This is a genomic window from Maribacter sp. 6B07, from assembly GCF_002700155.1.
GTDB classification, from domain to species: domain Bacteria; phylum Bacteroidota; class Bacteroidia; order Flavobacteriales; family Flavobacteriaceae; genus Maribacter; species Maribacter dokdonensis.
In genome coordinates this window covers 215,928-235,925 of the sequence record NZ_PDUT01000004.1, presented here as the reverse complement: position 1 = coordinate 235,925, position 19,998 = coordinate 215,928, and the positions used below count along the sequence as shown (strand labels likewise).

The following is a 19,998-nucleotide window of genomic DNA, read 5'->3' as shown; positions in this document are numbered from 1 at the left end:
GAAAAGGTAAAGTACTAGAAGTATTCTAGTTATACTATGTTTTATACGACTACTTTTCATTGAAAATTTATGATTGTAATAAGCTTTAATGATCTATATTTTTTCTTGTCCAATAATTTTTAAAAACTCATTACGTATATCGGTCTCTGAAAAACGACCGCCATACTCTAAGGTTGTGGTAAAACTGCTCTGGTCCTTAATTCCTCTAGAAGATACACAAAGGTGCTTGGCGGTTACTGAAACAATAACGTCTTCAGTACCCAATGCTTCTTGCAGGTCGTTTAAGATTTGAAGAACCAATCTTTCTTGAACCTGAGGACGACGAGCATAATAATCTACTAAGCGATTGATTTTTGACAATCCGATAACCTTTTTTTGGGGAATATATGCCACATGGGCATACCCCACTATGGGTAAAAAATGATGTTCACATGATGAATCTATTGTGATGTTTTGTTCAATAAGCATTTTCTTGTATTCATACTTATTTTCAAAAACCGAAAGCTTCGGTTTGTTTTTTGGGTTTAAACCATAAAACAATTCTTTTACATACATTTTTGCGAAACGGTATGGCGTACCGGATAAACTATCATCGGTTAAATCTAAACCTAGCTCTTCCATTATTTTAGAAAAATGATGCTGAATACTTTCTATTTTCTCATCATCGCTTTTATCAAAGGCATTAGGTCTCAATGGAGTTTCTATGCTTGAGGAAAAGTGGTTATCCCCTACTATCTCTATTTGTTCTTTATTCTTCATGTATACAACAATTATCCGTAGCGCATTTACAATGATTTCTATTATACAAATGCAATGTAACCAAAGCAAGGGCGGGTATATATATAGCAAATTCTGGTATTGGGAAAAGTTCTAATTTTTCATTTAGAATTATTGCCGCCAGTACAGACCAACTTAACCAAAGCATTGGTTTTATCCATTTTAGTGTTGTGTTTTTTGTTGACCAAAATATGGCAAGAAATGAAATAGCCAAGAACACGTAATCTAAAGATTTCCACCACACAGGCGGACCACTGAAAAAGGTTGCTGCGCTAGCTTGAGCCAGAAATAGAAATGGAGTGGCAATACAATGAACAAGACATAAGGAACTGGCAAAAGTTCCTAAAATGTCAGATTTTTGTTTAATTAATAGCATTGATGTAAATGTTAATACAACTGAGTTGCAAATGTAATCATAATATTTGTTAATGCAACAAAGTTGCGTTATATTTGTTTTATGGGAGTAATTAGAAAAACAAAGGCTGTTGAGGTTTTACTTAATGAGTTTAGCACAGGCTCAATGGCCATTTCTGCAAAAGCTTTAATTGAGCAGTTAGGAGATACGTTTAATAAAACCACTATTTATCGTGTATTGGATAAGTTGGAAGATGATGGAGTTCTACACTCCTTTTTAGGGAAAGATGGATTAAAATGGTATGCAAAATGCAACGGCTGTACCTCAAAAGAACATAAAGATGTTCATCCACATTTTCAATGTTTACAATGTGGTAAGGTAGATTGTTTGCCCGTACATGTATCACTTCCCGAAATTCCAAACAGAAAAATAGAGATATCACAATTATTGATACAAGGTAAGTGCGAAGCATGTTTTGTTTAAATTAACTTGCGGTCACGGATATGGTGAGCCGTTTGTCAATAATTAGTATAGTCTTGACAGGTATAAACCTAAGAAGGTTATAAGGAACAAAAGGCTAGAAGAAATTCTAGCCTTCTACTTTTGTGGCAAACACTGGTTTAACAGGATATTTTAAGCACCTGTTTTTACAGATAAATGCATTGAATAAGAGAGATTTCAATGTCTTGTTTCAACATTTGAAGACCTTTTTAAACCGTTCAACCGAATTAATTTTTCATTTTGAGACAATAGGATACTTTTCCCTCTTTAAACTCGAAAAGTATGAAACTCGAACTAGTTATTGTAGATGACTCTCATCTTTGGTTGTCCTTGGCAGAAAAGTTGGCTACAACCCATCCTTTAGTAGGTAAAATAACCACTTTTGAAGATTCTTATGATGCATGGGTACATATACAAATCAACAAACCTCAGTTTGTAATTTCAGATATAGAAATGCCTGGTATGAACGGACTCTCATTTTTAGAAATGTTCAGTGATAGGTTACCATTTATATCCACCTCAACCAAACAAGAATTTGAAGTAGTGGCAAAAGAGCTTGGTTGTATAGATTTTGTAGCAAAACCTTTTACAAAATCAGATATTCATAATGCAATTGATGAGGTTTATAGCCACATGTTTGGTGAAAAAGTAAGTAATTATAAGTAGGTTATCGTGTAACTATAAATGTCTGGTTAAACCTGCTTTTTGCAGAAGATTCTATACAAGTACTTTTTTGTAACAATTGTATTTGAACTTGACAAAGATTCTTCAAAGATTGAGTTGTATGTAATTAATTTATTTGTAGTGCGTTATAGAATTTCTAAAATTCTTAAACCATTAACAAATGAAATTCAAAACTTTATCATTAGTAGCATTACTTTTAATACTATCAAATTTATCTGCACAACACAAAGGTACAGTAACCTTTAAAAATGGAGATGTTAAAGAGGGTATAGTAGAAAATAAGGGTAGTAAGATTCTATTTACAGCAGAAGGTTCAGAAACCGCTAAAATTGCACATGAAGAAATTGAGCATATAAAGACAGGTGACATTGAATATTTTAGAACCTCCGCAAAATCTAAGAAATTAGAGGAATATCAAGTTATGGTTTATGGCAGTACTATGCTTTTGGCCAAAAATATTCAAACCAATTATGGTAGTATACAAACTGATTACGATACCTATTCTGTACAAAGTGGAAACTTAACCGCTAGTCAAACAAAACAAGTATCAAGAAGAGTTGTAAGAGGACCAAGTACCAGAGGTACTATTATTAAATACTTCATTAAAAAGCCAGGTTCGGATCTTGAACAGGTATATAGGCTAGTTGTCGGCGATGTAGACTGGATCGGATACAAGAAAAAGGTGAAGAAGCAATTAGGAGACTGCAAAGCACTTATTGATAAAATGAACAATGGGGACTTTAAAGATGATGAATATGGTAAGGGAGCAGAATTAGCAGCTATTGTCCTGTATTATAATCAAAACTGTAGTAAGTAATTAAGTACGCTCCTTGAACATTGTCAAAATAGTCAACCATGAATATATCAAAGCCTATAGTAATCTATAGGCTTTTATTTTTATAGTATATTGCATCTTAAGCTATAAAGGCTGTTAAATATAGTAGTACGGATTATTATAGATAAAGGAATTAATTTAGATTAATGGGGCAAGAACCATCTATTTGTGAAGAGCAGGTTTACAATCAAGTGTATAGAACCCATGCAGAAAGTTTACGTAATTACCTGTATTACAAATTTGGGGATATGCAACGTGCGGAGGATATTGTGCATGATTCGTTCGTGAAATTGTGGTCTAAATGTAGTGCCGTACTTTACAATAGGGTAGCTGGTTTTTTATATAAAATGGCAAGAAACCTTATGATAGATACGCTCCGTAATAAAAAAGTAGCATTAAAATTTGAAAGGGGTTTAGTGCTTGAACAAGAGAATGAAGACCCTTATTTTAAACTTAGAACCAAAGAGTTTAGGTTAAAGCTTGAAACTGTTATATCTAATCTGCCAGAAAAGCAAAGAGAAGCTTTTTTAATGAACAGGATAGATAAATTAACCTATAAAGAAATTGCATTAAGATTAGAAGTTAGTGAAACAGCAATTGAGAAACGCATTTCAAAAGCATTGATAAAATTGAACAATATTTCAGAAATTAAAGATTTTTCAATTTAAAGGGTTGGTTAAATAGTTTTTCAAACGTATTACTGGTATGAGCAAGCATTTAGAAGATAATAATTTAATTGCCCGTTGGATGGATGATCGTTTAAGTGACGAGGAGAAAGAACAACTGAAAGCATCGGGTGAATTAGATGCGCTCAAAACGGTTATAGATGATATTGATACTTGGAAAGTTAAACCATTTAATGCAGATGCGGGTTTGTCCAGATTAAAAGAAGCGAATGCTACGGTTTTACCGATTAAAAAATCTACAAATAAAAATTGGTTGGGTATTGCCGCAGGTTTGGCCGTATTATTTACATGTAGCATCGTTTGGTATTTTATGTCTACCGGGGCAACTACCATCACAACCGAAATTGCAGAAAATAAAATAATAGACTTGCCATTGGGTTCTCAAGTAGCAATTGATGCTGGTTCTAGTATTACGTATAATGAAAACAAATGGGAAGAAAGTAGGCTTGTTACACTTAAAGGCCAGGCTTACTTTAAGGTGACCAGTGGTTCACCATTTGTGGTCAATACACCTACAGCACAAGTTTCGGTTTTAGGAACACAATTTAATATCAATACACAAAACGATCAATTTAAAGTGTATTGCTATGAAGGTAAAATAAAAGTTTCATACCAAGAAAATGACAAAATAATAACCATGGGTCAAAGCGTAACGCTGCATAATGGAGAACTCCTATTAACAACCCATCAATTGTCTCGTCCAGATTGGATGAGCGGTATTAGCAATTATGAAAAAACACCGCTAAAAAATGTAATTGCTGATGTTAAACGATATTATAATGTAGAAATAGATCTTCCCAAAGCTTATGAGTCATTACAATTTACAGGAACAATAGAACATAAAGATTTGCAACATACCCTTACCACTATTTTTACCACTATGGAGATTGAATACCGGATTAAAGACCGTAATAAGGTTATTTTTGAATAACATTGAATCACTTAAAGCCTAGTATGATAAGTTATAAACAGAAAAAGAGTGCAATAATAACGGTTCTCCTTAGTATTTTCTTCTGTATATTTTATCATAATTCTTCATATTCACAAAATGAACCTGCTTTAAAGTTGGTTGATCGTTTAGAGCAACTCAAAGATGTTTACAATGTAGATTTTACTTATAACCATACCCTTTTAGCCCCAGTAGTTCTACCCCCTAATTTTAAATGTGATAATTTAATTCATTGCTTAAATGCTATTAAAGAAATAGCTCCTGTCAAATTTGTAGAGAACGGGACCAATTCCTTTATGATTATTCCAGTTAGGCAAAATGTAACATTTACGGTAGTAGATTCGGAAACTGAAGAATTTGTAAGTAATGTTACTATTCGGATAAATTCTGGAGAAGAACGGTTTTTATATCCTATAAAATCTACTTATACCATTAAGAATTTATTTCCATTAGATTCCGTTCATATCCATTCGGCTTTTTATAATACCATACATATGAAAGCCATGGATCTAAATGAACTAAAGTCTCCATTGCGACTACAACACGCAATGATTCATTTAAATGAGGTGCAGATAACAGATTATTTGACCAGGGGGGTCAACGCTAAAATTAGCGATAATACGTTTCAAATAAAAATGGAATCTTTGGGTTTGCTTGCCGGTGAAACGGATGGAGATGTTTTTAATGTAGTTAAAAATATTCCAGGTGTACACACCCCCAGTGGTAAACCAGGTAGTTTAAATTTTAGGGGCAATACCTTTGATCAGTCCCTTATTGAAATTGATGATATACCTATATACCATAATGGACATTTTTTTGGAGCTATCGCACCGTATAACCCAACTACTGTAAGTGAAATTGAGATTCAAAGAAATACGCTTTCTGCCAAATGGGGAGGTCGTGTTGGCGGACTTATTCACATGACCACAAAAAACAAGGTGCCAGATTCAACTTCCTATACCGTTCAAGCGAATACGGTTTATGCTGGTGCAACGGCAGAAGTACCTTTGGTAAAAGATAAACTTGCACTTTATGTGGCAGGTAGATCTAACTACCCAGGAGTTAACTCACCTAAATTAAGGGCTTTTTCAAATTTAAATTTTCAAGGCAGCCGGTTAGAATCTGTTGCCAACGATGTAAATAGTGATTATTTTAAAGTTGGCTTTTATGATATAAATTCAAAATTGATTTATGATATCAATGAGAATCATAAAACAACAATTAGTTATATAAATATACAGAATAGACTGTCTGCAGTTTTAGAGGATTCGGATGATAAAGATAACAGGGATTTCAGGGATTTATATTTGGATAATTGGGGAATGACTATAAAATGGGAAGGTACATTTTCGGACAGATTAAGTGCACAGGCAAGAGTAAGTACATCGTCCTTGTATATTGATAATAAAAGTGAGGGCTTTTCTGCAGATGTACGCTCAAGTTTTGAAAAATATTCCAATACGATAAACGATACTCGGTTTATTAGCGAAGTTCAGCTACAATTGAACGAGAATACTACTTTAGAAACCGGGTACACCCTTACCGATTATAATTTACGGTTTGATCAGCGAAATGATGAAAATAGTGTTGACAGTCGTAGGGATCAAAATGCATTGACCCATAGTACTTTCATTTCATACAATAAAAACTGGAATGATAAAGTGACGGCCAATTTAGGCATGCATGCAGACTATTTTGAACCCAATAAAAGATTTTATGCGGATCCCAGATTATCAGTAAATATAAGTCTTAGTGATGCATTGTATTTAAAAACATCTGCCGGTCGTTCACATCAATTTATTCAAAAAAAACTACGTGACGATTTTGATGATTTTAATGATCAATCTCAATTTTGGTATCTGCCAGATGCAACTACATCCGTTTTAGAGGGCTACCAAGCCATGATAGGAGCTATATACAATAGATCGGGCTGGCTGTTTGATGTAGAATTGTACAGTAGAAATACGAAAAACGTAACCGTACAGACCAACACTAGTACACTTGAAGAAGGAAAGTTAAAAAGCAAAGGGGCTGATTTATTTATAAAAAAGCGTTGGAATAATTTTGAATCGTTATTCAGTTATTCATTAAGTGAGGTAGATACCGAATTTGATACCGATTTACCCATTTTTTTTGACCAACGCCATATCTTACACGTTACGGGTTTATGGCACTTAGATCCTTTTAATTTGGCGGTGACCTGGGGTTACTTTTCAGGTATGCCGGTAGTTGTTCCAGATTTTGATGAAGATGGCAATACCTCACAAAATAGTTTGGATATAGCGTATACAGAACGTTTTCCAAGTATGCATCAATTTGATGTTTCTGCCACGTATGGATTTACGAACACTAAGAAAAGTTGGAAAGGAATTGTGGGCTTGTCAATCGTTAATTTATTTGATCAGGACAATATTGTCAATATTTTTCAAAATGAACCACCTGTAGATGAACCTTATCGTAAAACTATTGGTTTTGCCCCCAACCTACAGTTTAGCATACATTTTTAATAACTAATTATACTTCAAATACTACTTTGGTTTTTCCATTAATTAGGTAGTAAATCAATAGAATTTATTTTTTTTCAAAAAGAGGGTTGGGTATATGTACTGCCTCAGCGTATTAAGGGAAAGGCACAAAAGGCCTTCAGTTAAACATTAACCTTTAATACAGAAATTTATGAGAAATTATAATTTAAGATGGGTGTTGATTATTCTATCGGTGATCCTACTACAGGCTTGTGCAAAAGATGAGTTAGACGTACTTGAAATTAGTGAAACGGACACAGATGATTTTGAAACAGTAGCCCAAGACTCTTTGACCGCTAGAAGGCAAAATAACCGTAACAATGGCTTGAACCCATCTGAGGAGACTGTGCAATTAATTGTGGATTGGAATGATCTTTGGCTGGTTTTGGATAGATATACTGATGGCTTAAGACCTAATACTACAGCAAGAGCTTTAGCCTACATTCATTTGGCCGGGTACGAAACTGCCGTAGCGGATATGGATGGTTATGGATCTACACAGAGCCAATTACAGGGCTTTAATCTTGACTTAAATGAAAGAGCAAATAACGTAGATAGAGACTTGGCACTTAACACTTGTTATGCCCTGGTAATGGACCATTTCATGTTCAGTGTTTCCAATAATGCAAAAGCGGGTATTGCAACTTTAGAGAATGAGTTGGCAGATGAACTAACGGAAGAACTTTCACAAGAAGAAATTGAGAATTCCATAGCATGGGGGACTTTGGTCGCAGAAAGTGTAATTGCCTATAGCCAAACCGATACCGAAGCAGAATCTCAACAGTTAGATCCTAATCCTGCATCATATGTAGCACCTGTTGGTGAAGGGTTATGGGCTGCATCTGAAGGAGAAAGTGCGTGGTTTCCTTATTGGAACAGGGTAAGAACATTTGTGATCAGTCCGGAACAGACCTCTAGCACACCGCCGCCATTTTTCCACAACACTAATAGAAATAGTGGCTATTATGAGCAAATGGAAGAAGTTGAGATTTCTGCTACAACCGCTAGGTTATCAGATAACGAAGATCTTTGGATAGCCGAATTTTGGTCAGATGATGTAGAAGGGTTAATGATGAGTCCTCCTGGTAGACAGTTTTCCATTGCCAATCAATTAATTGAACAGGAAGACTTGGATTTTGAAAAAGCATTGGAGTTGTTGCTGAAGCTTGGTTTTGCAACTAATGATGCTGCGGTTTCTGCTTGGGATGATAAATACACCTATAATTCAGAAAGACCAAGTAGATTTATTCTGGAGTACATCAACGATGATTTTCAAACAAATTTAGCACGATTCATTTCCAGCCCCAATCCAGCTTTTCCGGCATATCCGTCAGGGCATGCTACATTTGCAGCGGCGGCATCGGGAGTTTTTATAGACATATTTGGGGGAGACGCCATTAACTTTACCGATAGAACCCATGCCGGAAGATCAGATTTTGATGGCACCCCTAGAAGGTTCAATTCATTTACGGAAATGGCAGAAGAAAATGGATATTCTAGAATACCATTGGGTGTACATATACAAGCTGATAGCGATGAAGGCGCTCGTTTAGGTTATGAGATTTCAGCCGCAGTGAACAACTTAAGTTTATCACCTAATTTTTAATTCTTAACCCTTGGATTGTAGAAGTTTCGCCAGTAATGGCGAAGCTTTTGCAATACCATATTCCTACCGCTACCCTACCCTTATTTAATTGGCCTATATGACAGAAAACTACTTTTTAATTTTTATCAATCTTTTAAAAAACAATGTAATATGAAAAAGTGTTTTGTCCCAATTTGCTTACTAGTGATTATTTTAAGTTCGTGTAGTAAAGATGAATATGTAGAAATTACCGAAGATGAAGAACAAGTTCTGGTAGATGATGATACTAATGAAACGGATGTTGATACTGAAACTGATACCAACAATGATCTTGCGGTAAATTCATCTATATTAGACTTGCCCGTTTCTCCATTCAATTATGCCAATATACTTTTGCCAGATTTCTTCTTGGATAATGATGTAAGAAATGAAGATAATACCCCTAACAATAACGAAATAACAGATAACGGAGCAACTTTAGGCAGGGTGTTGTTCTATGATAATAATTTATCTAGGAACAATACTATTTCTTGCGCGTCTTGCCATATTCAAGAACATGGTTTTTCTGATCCTACTGCCTTAAGTACAGGGTTTGATGGTGAATTAACTTCTAGGAATTCCATGGGACTGGCAAATGCCAGGTTTTATGAAAATGGAAGGTTTTTTTGGGATGAAAGAGCGGCTAGTCTAGAAGAGCAAACATTGGTTCCAATTCAAGACCTTGTGGAAATGGGACTAACTTTGCCTGAATTGGAAGCAAAACTGTCGGTCGTAGATTATTATGAAGCTTTATTCACTAATGCCTTCGGTGATGACAATGTTACCAGTGAGCGTATAGCATTGGCATTATCTCAATTTATACGTTCTATGGTTTCATATGAATCTAAATTTGATGAGGGCCTATCTCAAGTTCAAGATATTGATGACAACTTTCCAAATTTTACAAATTCAGAAAATACAGGTAAGCAACTTTTTATGAGCAACCAGACCAGATGTTTTGATTGTCATGCTACCAATGTTTTTGTGGGTGATGCTGCTAGAAACAACGGGCTAGATGCTAATATTACAGATCCGGGCGTGGGCGGTATAACCGGTAATAATAATGACTTGGGTGAATTTAAAGTGCCATCTTTAAGAAACATTGCTTTAACAGGACCTTACATGCACGATGGTAGATTTGAAACTCTTGAAGAGGTTATAGAGCATTACAATAGCGGAGTACAGAACAACCCAAATTTGGATAATAGACTTACGCAAGGTAATAACGTTCGCAGACTAAACTTATCCGATAATGACAAACAAGCATTAGTTGATTTTCTACATACCTTGACCGATACAGAGTTTATCACAGATGAGAAATATGCCGATCCGTTTATAGAGGATTAACCATTCATTTATTTCAATAGGTTTATAATTCAAATTAATATAATTAGTTAAAAAATCTTTTAAGCTAAGCTGTATTATTGGTTTGATGTAAATTTGGCGTTCAATTTAAAAAAAGCTCAATACTAAAACTCTTATTCTACCACTTTTATACGCACTCTAGCAAGTGTTAAACGTAATATTTATTAGGTATTTATAAGAAAAATTGGGTTTAATGAATAGAATGAAATTTACTTGATTTAATACATAAAAAATGAATTATGAAGTATAAAATGTTAATAGCTGTTTTGGCAATTTTTAGCACAACGGCATATGGGCAATGGCAAGTCTCGGCAAGTTCTGGCTATGCCGTTGGAAGTGCAGGTATGAAATTGGGAGAACGAATTACGACAACGGAAACAGAAAACTCATATGGCAGTTATGGAGAAGGCACAAACTTTCAACTTAGAGGCACCTATTTTTTTGACGACTCTTTCGGTTTTGATCTTGGAGTAGGTTATTTGCATGGTGCTGACCAAGATATTTCTGTTGTTAGTTTACCGGATACAGAAGTGAATGCTGTTGCAAGGGCAAGGGCATTTGGTGCTTCCGCATCCGTGGTATATAAATTTACCAATAATATATATGGACGTTTTGGAGCATTATTAAAATTGGGAGGTAAAACGGAAGGTGTCATTTACCAAAAATCTGTTTTTTCTGAAGCCGAAGCCGAGGCTTTTGGTGTACCGGAAGGCTCTTATTCCGAAACGAACTATAAAGAGGATTTTCATGGACATTTTCCTTTAGGGTTCGTGGGAGCTCTTGGATATAAATATGATTTAGATGATAATTTTAGCCTGTTTGTAGAAGCTGAATATTACGGTATTAGTTTAAAGCGTAAAGATTCTGAAATATCGGAATTCAATACAGATGTAAAACTACCTGATGGTACTGTATCGGTTAGTGGGCTATATACCATTGATAATTTGCCAGAAGGTGTAAATAGAACTACTACCTACGTAGATAACCTCTCGAATACCAATACTGATACATCTAAAGAACTGTCCCAAAAAGTACCATACTCTTCTTTTGGATTAAATATTGGTATTACTTACAAATTTAATAAAGCAACGAATTAAGTTTTCATTATTAATCTTCTACAAAAAAGAACCCCCTGTTTAAGATAAACAGGGGGTTCTTAGCAAATAACCCAAAATGAAAATAAACGTATTCGGGGGGAATACGTTTAAATGGAAGGTTTATTTTAACAAACCAAGTATACCTTCCAATTCGGTTAAATTAAGGCTAGCGTTATTATCAGTGTCCAATACATCAAAATTTTCAGAAACTTCGCCAATAGCTTCAGTTGAGCTAATAGCTTGATCATTGTTGGTATCCAATAGGCTAAATAAGCTCGCCACCTGCTGTACCGTAGAATTAGAACTTAGTGAGCTTAATAATGTAGCAGCATCGGACATAGATGAGGTGTTCATGTTCTTTACACTGTTACAACTGGTTATTGAAGCAATAATGATAAACGTTGCAATTACTTTTTTCATGGTTATGTGTTTTAATATTTATGTGTTACAAAAGTATATTTACCTCTTAGTAAGTGAAAACAATATATACCAATAGTGTAATTATTACTACGTATCTATAGAATCAATAGATGAAAAATTTTGTAATACTTAATTGTTGGCATCGGCCTTAAACCAAATATTAATGGAGACTTCTTCTGGTCGCTGATCTTGTGGTGGTGTTCCTTGAGAACCTCCTCTACCTCCACCGCCAGGACCACCACCTTGACCACCTCTGCCACCTCCAGGTCCACCACTTTGACCTCCAGCACCAAAACTAACATTTGAGCTCACAGTTTTTGTTTCGGATTTTATTTTTGGAGTTACAATACCAATGGATAATTTGGATAGCTTGGTGTCATTATCAGCAATGCTATTTTTTGGTATTTTTAAGTGATAATGAAGTTCTTTTGAAGCTTCGTCAAAATTGTAGTTTATGGTAACACCTAGGTTGTTTAAGTCTAAATGAAATTCTTCTTCATGGTCAAAATTAATAAAGCGTGCCGTTCTGGGCATTTCTTCCAATAGCTTGTTCATGTCCGGTCCTTTCCGCTCTTGTTCATCTGTTTTTTTACGAGAATTATTATCTCTTTCATTTCGTTCTGGACGTTCTGGCGGAGTAATATTGATTGGATATTGAATAGAAACATTTTTCTTCTTTTTTCCTTTAACATCAAAATACACGTAAAAGCCCTGGTGCAACATAGACATCATAGTAGCTTGGTCTACTGTACTTAATTGGACCATAATATGTTCTGCGTCTATAATGCTTTGATAAGTAATGTTATCCTCTGTATTTTGAGCTTGGCCAATTGCCCAACCAAATAACAATAATAGCGTAGTATATATTTTCATTTTTTTGATCTTAGTAATTTTGGAATGGTAAACCTATTGATAAAACAAAGACTTAAGAGGAATTTTAAGTGTATGCCATAAGATTTAAAGCGAATGCCTGAACCTTTACCGGTTACATATTTGAACAATGCTAGTTGCTTATATTTCATCATGTAGATGAATTTAAAAAATAGAAAAGCTCCAATATTGCTATTGGAGCCCTTCGTCATCAATCAATCAATCAAAAAAACTATCTTTAATTATAGACCTAATGCGGTTATTGCATCGTCGTCTTTTGTAAATGCATACGCACGCCACGGTCTATTGTAATTTGTAAATCTCCACAGCACATCTCCGTCGCTATTAACTTCCCAAATAGCACCTGTGCCTTCGCAGATAAGGGTGTTGCCATTACTCATTCTAACCCCACTGCCTAAACCATTACTATATAAATCGGTATCTGTGAATTCCCATATTAATTCAGGCTCATTATCTTGACCGGCTACCAGTTCATAAGGCGGACTCAATTGGTATTCTGCTACTGCAGATTGGTTGTCATACTTATTATTTACAAATACCAACATCTTATTATCATCAAAAAGATTAGGATAATGTACCCTGTTCATGGTCACTTCACCAACATTGTCATAAGTAAGGGGGTTTCCAAAACGGTAAACCAGGTCACCACCTAAATTATAGTTTCCGCCGGTATTGGTGGCAGCCTCTTCTGTTGAGGTGCTATGATCAATAACCCAAACCTCGCTATAGAAGTTAACGGTCATGTATAAAAGGTCGTTCGTTTCATCTAGGGTTATACCGTTTACATGCATAATGTCACCATCAGTTTGATCATTATTATAATTGATGTCAATAAGGTTGGGGACATCGGCAACGACACCAAAGTTTAATTTGCTTTCATCGTAATCTTGAACAATATGGTCTGTAGCATGCCACTCCCAAACTATTTCTTGGGTTAATGGATTCATTTCAATAATAGCTTCAGGATAAATATTAAAATTACCCGAAAATCCCATCTCTGCAGCATCTGCAGCACTTACTTCTTCCCATACGGGAAATATGATATTTCCATTAGATAAATAATTAACATCATGATGTGAGATGTAGGTACTAGTAGAATAGTCCACTTCCCATTCAATGGATTGGTCTGCGTTTATTTTTCTAAATCCGCCACCATAACCACCAAAGGTTATCTGTGGATTATCAGCTTTTATCGTAGATACCAAACTACCATCAGATTGAAGCATGGCATCATTACCCAATTGGTCACCATTGAAATCCCAATCAAATAAGGTATTGCCATCATGATCAATTAAATATACCCCATTGTCCGGTGCAACGGCTAAAATATAGGAGTCACTGTCCACAGTACTACTTGCTTCATTGGTGCCGCTAGTATCATCTGTTGTTTCTTCTTCGGTGATTGAAACATCATCGGAATCATTACTGCAAGAGGTTAAGAAAAGCAGGCATACGAATAATGCAGTTGTTCCTAAGTTAAGATTCATTTTTCTCATCGATTTTAATTTTTAGGGTTGTTATACGGTTTAAGCATCTAAGTAGGTATAGATACCAGTCTCCGTTTAGATTTTAAATGTAGTTCGAAGTTTAAATGAAAATGAAGCTTCTCAGCGAATGGAGCGTATAATTCAGTAAAAGGCCCTATTGTGTAAGTGAAATTTTTTAGCCTTTTGTCATCTTAAAATGGCATTTTCTGCAATTGTTCAAAACGGTTTAAATTAAGATATAATTAGTATAATTTTTGATTTTATGTACTGATGGTTTATTAATTTTGCGCCCTTAAATTATCAAGAATCTCAAATAGAGATAGCAACCTGCAATAACGAGCAAGGTGCTAAAAGCGATAAGCCAATACCTTGGAAAAAACGTTAAATCCTTCCTCTAGTATTTGCTATAGCTCTAAACGTGATTCTACAAATAACCATATATGACTCAAGTAAAAGCTGTAACAGCCAATGCAAAGGCACTTATTCCATTTTTAATATTCATTGCAATATTTCTAGGCGTAGGCATTTTTCAAAATGATTTTTATGCCCTACCCGCTCCTATTGCCGTAATTGCTGGTATACTGGTAGCATTTCTCATGTTTAAGCAATCTATGAAGGAGAAAATTGCCATTCTTTTAGAAGGGTGCGGTAATGATAAAATTTTGACCATGTGTCTTATATACCTATTGGCAGGAGCATTTGCAGCGACAACCAAAGCTATGGGCAGTGTAGATGCTATTGTTCATTTAGGTCTGGATGTTATCAGCGGACACTATATATATGTAGGTGTGTTTGTAATTGCCGCATTTTTGTCTATTTCTACGGGTACCTCTGTAGGCGCTATAGTTGCGCTGGCTCCAATTGTAATTGGTTTTGCGGATACCGGTAATTTTTCGCTAGGTATTTTATGCGGTGCCTTGTTGGGAGGTTCCATGTTCGGTGATAATCTTTCGGTAATTTCAGATACCACCATTGCCGCTACACAATCACTGAATGTAAAAATGAGTGATAAATTCAAGGCGAATATCAAAATAGCCGTACCTGCTGCCATTATTAGTATGGCTATTTTAATGTATGAAGGTCTAACCATGAATACCGTAGGAATGGAAATGGAAGAGTATCATTATTCCATTCTTAAAATTTTGCCTTATTTAATTGTAATTATACTTTCAGTCATAGGTGTGAACGTTTTTGTGACGCTTGTATTGGGCGCAATTTCGGCTGGAATCTTAGGTGTCTTTTATGGTGATTTCACGGTGTTGGAATTTACAAGAATATCATATACAGGCTTTACCAATATGACGGAGATATTTCTTTTATCATTATTAACGGGTGGTTTGGCCGCTTTGGTGACGTACAATGGCGGTATAGCGTTTATACTACTAAAAATTAAAACTTTTGTAAAAAGTAAGAAGTCTGCACAGTTTGGCATTGCAACATTGGTATCAACTATTAATATGGCTATTGCGAACAATACGGTCTCCATAATTATATCTGGACCCATTGCTAAATCTATTAATGATGAGTATGCTTTAGAGAACAAACAGACTGCATCTATCTTAGATGTCTTTGCTTGTATAACTCAAGGGTTATTGCCTTATGGAGCCCAAGTCCTTATGATTTTGAGCTTTGCAAAGGGTAGCATAACTTATTTGGACCTTGTAAGTAATACTTGGTACCTTTTGTTATTATTGGTGTCTACTGTTATGTTTGTAGGATTAAAATCTAAAAAGTAAACAGCCTACAGGAATATTAAAAAACATTCTCAATAGCATTTAAATAAGGTATAATAAAATGTAGTGATTAACTTTTCATCAAATTCTCTAAATCTTCAGGTGTTCTAGGTAAGTCCGAACTTAACACTTCACAACCATCTTCCGTGATTAATATCATATCTTCTGTAAATACTGAAATATTGTTATCATGGTTATAATACCACGGCTCTACAGTAAATACCATGCCTGGTTTTAAAGGAGCATTAGATAAGTTTGGATCGCCTGTTGATAGGCCTAAATGGTGACCAAAAAATAAACCTACTTGCATATATTTTTTTGAGTGTTCAGGAATAATGGTATTGGTGAATTTCTGCACATCCTTAAAGGTTATTCCTGGTTTTAAAAACTCAATAATTTCATCAGCAATTTTGGTTTCCATCATCAGAATCTCTTTTTGCTCTTTTGTTTATTTGCCAGAAACCGGAAATGTTCTTCCTATATCACTTACGTATTGTTCATATTCGCACCCCACATCAAAAATAACAAGATCCCCATTTTGCATAATACGGTTTCTTCGATTATAATGTGTTGCTAAAATTCTCCAGGGCCAATGAGAATTTGGTCCGGATTTTATGATGGACCCAAAGGCTAGCCTTTGTGAACCATTTTTCTTGAAATCGCCTTCTAAAACGCCTTCTAAATAACGTTCGTCTATACCTGGTTTTATCGCTTTTGCCGCCTCTTTAATGCCTTTAACTGTTATATTTGCCGCCTGTTTTAAGATTTCTACTTCATTTTCAGATTTTATCATACGTACTTTGGCAATTGCTTCGTAGATATTTTCAAAACTTAAATCTGTATGTTTCTTTTTGATTGCCTCTAAAAGAACTTGAACAGGAGAATAGGTAGCAATGTAGTCATTGGGTGCAAATTTTACTTCGCCAGGTCTACCGTTATTGATTAGTATTTTAGATTTATTGGAGTTTTCTAAATTCAACAGATTGGTAAAATCTTCTATGGAAGCGAGTGGGATACCTGTTCTGTTTATGATACTATTGTCATATAATAGAGGTCTTCCGGGAAAATCATTTTTTCTAGAACTGTTTTCAAACCTGATATCCTGTTCAGGTGTATAGATAGTAACTTTTTGATTATTCAAGTTAAAAACTAAAATGGCATTTGGCAATTCTAAACCGGTAAAGTAATAAAAATCATCAGTTTGCCTAAATGTTTCACCAAATGAAAATCCGTCTTTCGCGGGAATTAATACTAGCCCCTTTTTATTTAATTGGGCTAATTCAGTCATCAGGTTTTCTCGTCTAGTGTTTAATTCTTCCTTTGTAAAAGGTAAATCAGTCCATTCAAAATAAAATTGCTCCGGTGTTTGACCAATTACAACCACCATAGCTAAAATTGATACTAAACATGTTAAAATTACTTTCATTTTCTACTTTTACTTAGATTGGTTATCAGAAGTGCTGTTCTCAGTTAGGTAATGTGCCAAAATTTTCTCAACGAGTTCATCTTTAGTTAAATGATGAAATACCGTTTTAACTTTCGTTCTAAGTTCATCTGAAATTTCTCGGTTCGGTTTTGTTTTAAATATTTTCTTGGCCCATAATAAAGTGTTGTTCTCTTCAATACTTTTGGCGTCCGCTTTTTGATATTTAGAAAAAGAAATACCTAATTCTTTCTCAAAATCGAAAACCTCTGCAACCTCTTCTTTTTGTAAAATGGTCAAAGAAAGTCCCTTTGCCCCTGCTCTGGCCGTACGTCCACTTCTATGCACATAGGCATCGTAGGTGTCTGGCAAATGATAATTTACTACGTAACCCAATTCTTTAACATCTATACCTCTGGCAGCTAAATCGGTTGCCACAAGAATTTTAATGTATCCCTCTCTAAATTGCCCCATAATGCGATCTCTAATGGGTTGAGATAGACTACCGTGCAACGCTCCCGAAGAAAATTTATTTATAGCCAATTTTTTTGCCAGTTTGTTTACGGCGGCCTTGGTCTTACAAAATATGATTCCGCTTTGTCCCTCTTTTGAATTCAAAAAATGTGTTAATACATCTAGTTTTTCAATGGGCTCCACAACTACATATTTATGATCAATGCCTATATGACCAAGGGTAGACATATCAGCTTCAATATGCACCACATGTTTGGACATATAATTTTGCACCATTTGTTTAATAGCACCGGACATGGTTGCAGTGAATAGAAAAGTACGTCTAGCTTTAGGTATGCCAGCAATAATGGTGTCTAAATCGTCTTTTAATGCAGTTACCATTTCATCGGCCTCATCTAAAACCAAATACTTTAGTTTAGTAATATCTAAAGCTTCGCGTTTTACTAAATCAACTAATCTACCAGGTGTAGCGACAATAATTTGGGTAGGAGTTTTAAGTACCTCTATTTGAGGTTTAATGGGAATACCACCACATAAAGCAGCAATGGAAACATCAGTATTATTTGAGGTATACGATATTAAGTTGGCATGAATTTGCTGTGCCAATTCTCTTGTTGGTGCTAAAATAATAGCTTGTACAGCTGTACTTTTGCTGTTTATCATTTGCAATAATGGTAGACCAAAGGCAGCGGTTTTTCCAGTTCCGGTTTTTGCTAAGGCAACAAGGTCATCCTTTTTCTCCAAAATTATAGGAATGCATTTCTTCTGAATAGTGGTGGGTTCGGTTATCTGTAATTCATCTAGACTTTTTTGTAAATCCTTAGATATTCCTAAATCTGAAAATTGGCTTGGCATAAAATGATTTTAAACAAAGATAGGTACACTTTTAGTAGCTAAGACTACTTACGCCTAAAGGTTGTATATAAAATGTAGAATAACCACAGGGTATATGTAGATGTGCGGGAAAATAAAAAGCTTGCACCATTTCTCCAATGGTGCAAGCTTAATAATTTAAACGGTTTAAGGGTTATGATATCCTTGTAAGAGGGTGTGTGTTATTTTTTAACATTTACAAAACCTCTCAAAGGCACTAACTCTTCCATTTTGGCTATGTTTAAACCTTGATTTTCAGCAGTGCCAAAATCACCAAGATCATTAATGTCAACACCTTCAGTTCCACGAGGTAAATCATAAGACTCCCCAACAGATGCAGATCCATAGCCTAAATCTTTCATTGACCCGGCCGTAATACGACTTAATGGGTTTTCACCAAGATTTAAGAAACCGGTCATTAACTCATTGTTTAATGTAGATTCTCTCCAATGACCTAAAGCAGTACCAGGACCACCCATATTCTCAATAGGTAATTCATTTGTACCACCTTCTGCATTCCAGAACACATTAGCCTTTCTTCCTGTAAAATAAGGGTTGCTATCAGGTCCTGCTCTAAGGGTTCTATCAAAGCCAAAAGGAGCTGTATTCCATAAAGTACCAATGCCTAAAACGTGGCCCATTTCATGAACAATTACTTCTTCAAATAAATCTATTTCCTCAAGAAAATCCAGATCATCCACATCAAAGAACATAACTCCGGTCAATGATAAGAAATCTTCAGTTCTAACAAATTGCGGACCCGCTTGACCTAAAATTCCTCCTGGTCCGTCAATTGGCGCCAAGGCAACTTCAATTACCAAATCATCTATGGTATCAATATCAGGAAAACCAGTGAAAGCAGAAGGTATTGGTCCGGCTACATCTGGTACATCTTTAATAATAATTCTTTCCCATCTTGCTGCCGCAGCTTCAAAAACTTCAACTTGTCTTTCGGTGGGTGGTAACAAATACTTTAAAGTAATATTATAACGGCCTTTGGTTGCATTACTTGATTTTGCGGATTGTATATTGGTAATCCCCAGATCATCAATAATAATAGGATTTTCAGTGGGGGATTTTAAGGCAATTTCAAGCGTCTTAACTTCTTGTACAGTTTCAATTTCTGTATCTAATTTTTCCTCTGAACAAGATGTGAAAATCAATGTGCTAAAGGCACATGTCATCGCTAAAAATTTACCGGTTTTAAAAGCATTTTTCATAAAATATATAGTGTTTAATGTTTAAAGTGTATTGTATTATCTAATTTGGTAATAAAATTATGTTAAATTTAACATAATC

The 19,998-nt window shown here is 35.1% G+C and carries 17 protein-coding genes, 1 pseudogene and 1 riboswitch; of the genes and pseudogenes, 10 read left to right on the top strand and 8 right to left on the bottom strand.

The window, feature by feature from the left end; all coding sequences use genetic code 11:
* Positions 1 to 93: 93 nt before the first annotated feature.
* Together folE and CSC80_RS15115 are read right to left on the bottom strand one after the other, a co-directional pair.
* On the bottom strand, positions 94 to 759 hold the full coding sequence (gene folE / locus CSC80_RS15120; protein WP_099192920.1) for a GTP cyclohydrolase I FolE: 666 nt from the start codon (positions 757 to 759) through the stop codon (positions 94 to 96).
* Positions 749 to 1,153 carry a MerC domain-containing protein gene (locus tag CSC80_RS15115; protein ID WP_099192919.1) on the bottom strand — a complete coding sequence of 135 codons (405 nt, stop codon included), beginning with the start codon at positions 1,151 to 1,153 and terminating at the stop codon, positions 749 to 751. The genes folE and CSC80_RS15115 overlap by 11 nt, the downstream gene beginning before the upstream one ends.
* A gap of 81 nt (positions 1,154 to 1,234) precedes the next feature.
* Between CSC80_RS15115 and CSC80_RS15110 the strand changes: the two genes are divergently transcribed.
* From CSC80_RS15110 to CSC80_RS15070, 9 genes are all read left to right on the top strand, one after another.
* Entirely contained in the window at positions 1,235 to 1,615 is a 381-nt protein-coding gene (locus CSC80_RS15110) for a transcriptional repressor (protein WP_099192918.1), read from the top strand.
* A gap of 300 nt (positions 1,616 to 1,915) precedes the next feature.
* Complete coding sequence (locus tag CSC80_RS15105) at positions 1,916 to 2,299, top strand: response regulator (RefSeq protein WP_099192917.1); 384 nt, start codon at positions 1,916 to 1,918, stop codon at positions 2,297 to 2,299.
* A gap of 178 nt (positions 2,300 to 2,477) precedes the next feature.
* Complete coding sequence (locus CSC80_RS15100) at positions 2,478 to 3,134, top strand: hypothetical protein (protein ID WP_099192916.1); 657 nt, start codon at positions 2,478 to 2,480, stop codon at positions 3,132 to 3,134.
* 164 nt (positions 3,135 to 3,298) lie between these two features.
* A complete protein-coding gene (locus tag CSC80_RS15095; protein ID WP_058102805.1) occupies positions 3,299 to 3,820 on the top strand; it encodes an RNA polymerase sigma factor in 522 nt (173 codons plus the stop codon).
* Between the two features lie 37 nt (positions 3,821 to 3,857).
* Positions 3,858 to 4,769 carry a FecR family protein gene (locus CSC80_RS15090; RefSeq protein ID WP_099192915.1) on the top strand — a complete coding sequence of 304 codons (912 nt, stop codon included), beginning with the start codon at positions 3,858 to 3,860 and terminating at the stop codon, positions 4,767 to 4,769.
* Positions 4,770 to 4,792: 23 nt separating this feature from the next.
* The gene (locus CSC80_RS15085) at positions 4,793 to 7,294 is read left to right on the top strand and encodes a TonB-dependent receptor plug domain-containing protein (RefSeq protein ID WP_099192914.1); all 2,502 of its coding nucleotides are present in this window, start codon (positions 4,793 to 4,795) and stop codon (positions 7,292 to 7,294) included.
* Between the two features lie 169 nt (positions 7,295 to 7,463).
* Positions 7,464 to 8,918, top strand: coding sequence for a vanadium-dependent haloperoxidase (locus CSC80_RS15080; protein WP_099192913.1), 1,455 nt, complete (start codon positions 7,464 to 7,466; stop codon positions 8,916 to 8,918).
* A gap of 150 nt (positions 8,919 to 9,068) precedes the next feature.
* The gene (locus CSC80_RS15075; RefSeq protein WP_099192912.1) at positions 9,069 to 10,283 is read left to right on the top strand and encodes a cytochrome c peroxidase; all 1,215 of its coding nucleotides are present in this window, start codon (positions 9,069 to 9,071) and stop codon (positions 10,281 to 10,283) included.
* Between the two features lie 257 nt (positions 10,284 to 10,540).
* The gene (locus tag CSC80_RS15070; protein WP_099192911.1) at positions 10,541 to 11,398 is read left to right on the top strand and encodes an outer membrane beta-barrel protein; all 858 of its coding nucleotides are present in this window, start codon (positions 10,541 to 10,543) and stop codon (positions 11,396 to 11,398) included.
* Positions 11,399 to 11,518: 120 nt separating this feature from the next.
* On the opposite strand, the gene CSC80_RS15065 is transcribed toward CSC80_RS15070, so the two are convergent.
* The 3 genes from CSC80_RS15065 to CSC80_RS15050 form a co-directional block, all read right to left on the bottom strand.
* Positions 11,519 to 11,818: a hypothetical protein gene (locus CSC80_RS15065; RefSeq protein ID WP_058102799.1), complete on the bottom strand. Its 300-nt coding sequence runs from the start codon at positions 11,816 to 11,818 to the stop codon at positions 11,519 to 11,521.
* Positions 11,819 to 11,947: 129 nt separating this feature from the next.
* The gene (locus tag CSC80_RS19520) at positions 11,948 to 12,691 is read right to left on the bottom strand and encodes a hypothetical protein (RefSeq protein ID WP_180268628.1); all 744 of its coding nucleotides are present in this window, start codon (positions 12,689 to 12,691) and stop codon (positions 11,948 to 11,950) included.
* Between the two features lie 239 nt (positions 12,692 to 12,930).
* Positions 12,931 to 14,196, bottom strand: coding sequence for an arylsulfotransferase family protein (locus CSC80_RS15050; RefSeq protein WP_099193375.1), 1,266 nt, complete (start codon positions 14,194 to 14,196; stop codon positions 12,931 to 12,933).
* Positions 14,197 to 14,488: 292 nt separating this feature from the next.
* Positions 14,489 to 14,585, top strand: a riboswitch (SAM-I-IV-variant riboswitch).
* A gap of 51 nt (positions 14,586 to 14,636) precedes the next feature.
* Here CSC80_RS15050 and CSC80_RS15045 point away from each other — a divergent pair.
* Complete coding sequence (locus CSC80_RS15045) at positions 14,637 to 15,932, top strand: Na+/H+ antiporter NhaC family protein (protein WP_099192909.1); 1,296 nt, start codon at positions 14,637 to 14,639, stop codon at positions 15,930 to 15,932.
* 67 nt (positions 15,933 to 15,999) lie between these two features.
* Here CSC80_RS15045 and CSC80_RS19715 read toward each other — a convergent pair.
* The 3 genes and pseudogenes from CSC80_RS19715 to CSC80_RS15025 form a co-directional block, all read right to left on the bottom strand.
* A pseudogene (locus CSC80_RS19715) lies at positions 16,000 to 17,316 on the bottom strand (Xaa-Pro peptidase family protein).
* Positions 17,317 to 17,364: 48 nt separating this feature from the next.
* Positions 17,365 to 18,681, bottom strand: coding sequence for a DEAD/DEAH box helicase (locus tag CSC80_RS15030; protein ID WP_099192906.1), 1,317 nt, complete (start codon positions 18,679 to 18,681; stop codon positions 17,365 to 17,367).
* 200 nt (positions 18,682 to 18,881) lie between these two features.
* Positions 18,882 to 19,919: a leishmanolysin-related zinc metalloendopeptidase gene (locus tag CSC80_RS15025; protein WP_099192905.1), complete on the bottom strand. Its 1,038-nt coding sequence runs from the start codon at positions 19,917 to 19,919 to the stop codon at positions 18,882 to 18,884.
* Positions 19,920 to 19,998: the final 79 nt, after the last annotated feature.

Coding starts and splice junctions, on each gene's coding strand:
- CSC80_RS19520 (WP_180268628.1), bottom strand. CDS start 12,691: ATGAAAATATATACTACGCTATTATTGTTATTTGGTTGGGCAATTGGC.
- CSC80_RS15105 (WP_099192917.1), top strand. CDS start 1,916: ATGAAACTCGAACTAGTTATTGTAGATGACTCTCATCTTTGGTTGTCC.
- CSC80_RS15030 (WP_099192906.1), bottom strand. CDS start 18,681: ATGCCAAGCCAATTTTCAGATTTAGGAATATCTAAGGATTTACAAAAA.
- CSC80_RS15025 (WP_099192905.1), bottom strand. CDS start 19,919: ATGAAAAATGCTTTTAAAACCGGTAAATTTTTAGCGATGACATGTGCC.
- CSC80_RS15050 (WP_099193375.1), bottom strand. CDS start 14,196: ATGAATCTTAACTTAGGAACAACTGCATTATTCGTATGCCTGCTTTTC.
- CSC80_RS15110 (WP_099192918.1), top strand. CDS start 1,235: ATGGGAGTAATTAGAAAAACAAAGGCTGTTGAGGTTTTACTTAATGAG.
- CSC80_RS15045 (WP_099192909.1), top strand. CDS start 14,637: ATGACTCAAGTAAAAGCTGTAACAGCCAATGCAAAGGCACTTATTCCA.
- folE (WP_099192920.1), bottom strand. CDS start 759: ATGAAGAATAAAGAACAAATAGAGATAGTAGGGGATAACCACTTTTCC.
- CSC80_RS15080 (WP_099192913.1), top strand. CDS start 7,464: ATGAGAAATTATAATTTAAGATGGGTGTTGATTATTCTATCGGTGATC.
- CSC80_RS15100 (WP_099192916.1), top strand. CDS start 2,478: ATGAAATTCAAAACTTTATCATTAGTAGCATTACTTTTAATACTATCA.
- CSC80_RS15065 (WP_058102799.1), bottom strand. CDS start 11,818: ATGAAAAAAGTAATTGCAACGTTTATCATTATTGCTTCAATAACCAGT.
- CSC80_RS15075 (WP_099192912.1), top strand. CDS start 9,069: ATGAAAAAGTGTTTTGTCCCAATTTGCTTACTAGTGATTATTTTAAGT.
- CSC80_RS15070 (WP_099192911.1), top strand. CDS start 10,541: ATGAAGTATAAAATGTTAATAGCTGTTTTGGCAATTTTTAGCACAACG.
- CSC80_RS15090 (WP_099192915.1), top strand. CDS start 3,858: ATGAGCAAGCATTTAGAAGATAATAATTTAATTGCCCGTTGGATGGAT.
- CSC80_RS15085 (WP_099192914.1), top strand. CDS start 4,793: ATGATAAGTTATAAACAGAAAAAGAGTGCAATAATAACGGTTCTCCTT.
- CSC80_RS15115 (WP_099192919.1), bottom strand. CDS start 1,153: ATGCTATTAATTAAACAAAAATCTGACATTTTAGGAACTTTTGCCAGT.
- CSC80_RS15095 (WP_058102805.1), top strand. CDS start 3,299: ATGGGGCAAGAACCATCTATTTGTGAAGAGCAGGTTTACAATCAAGTG.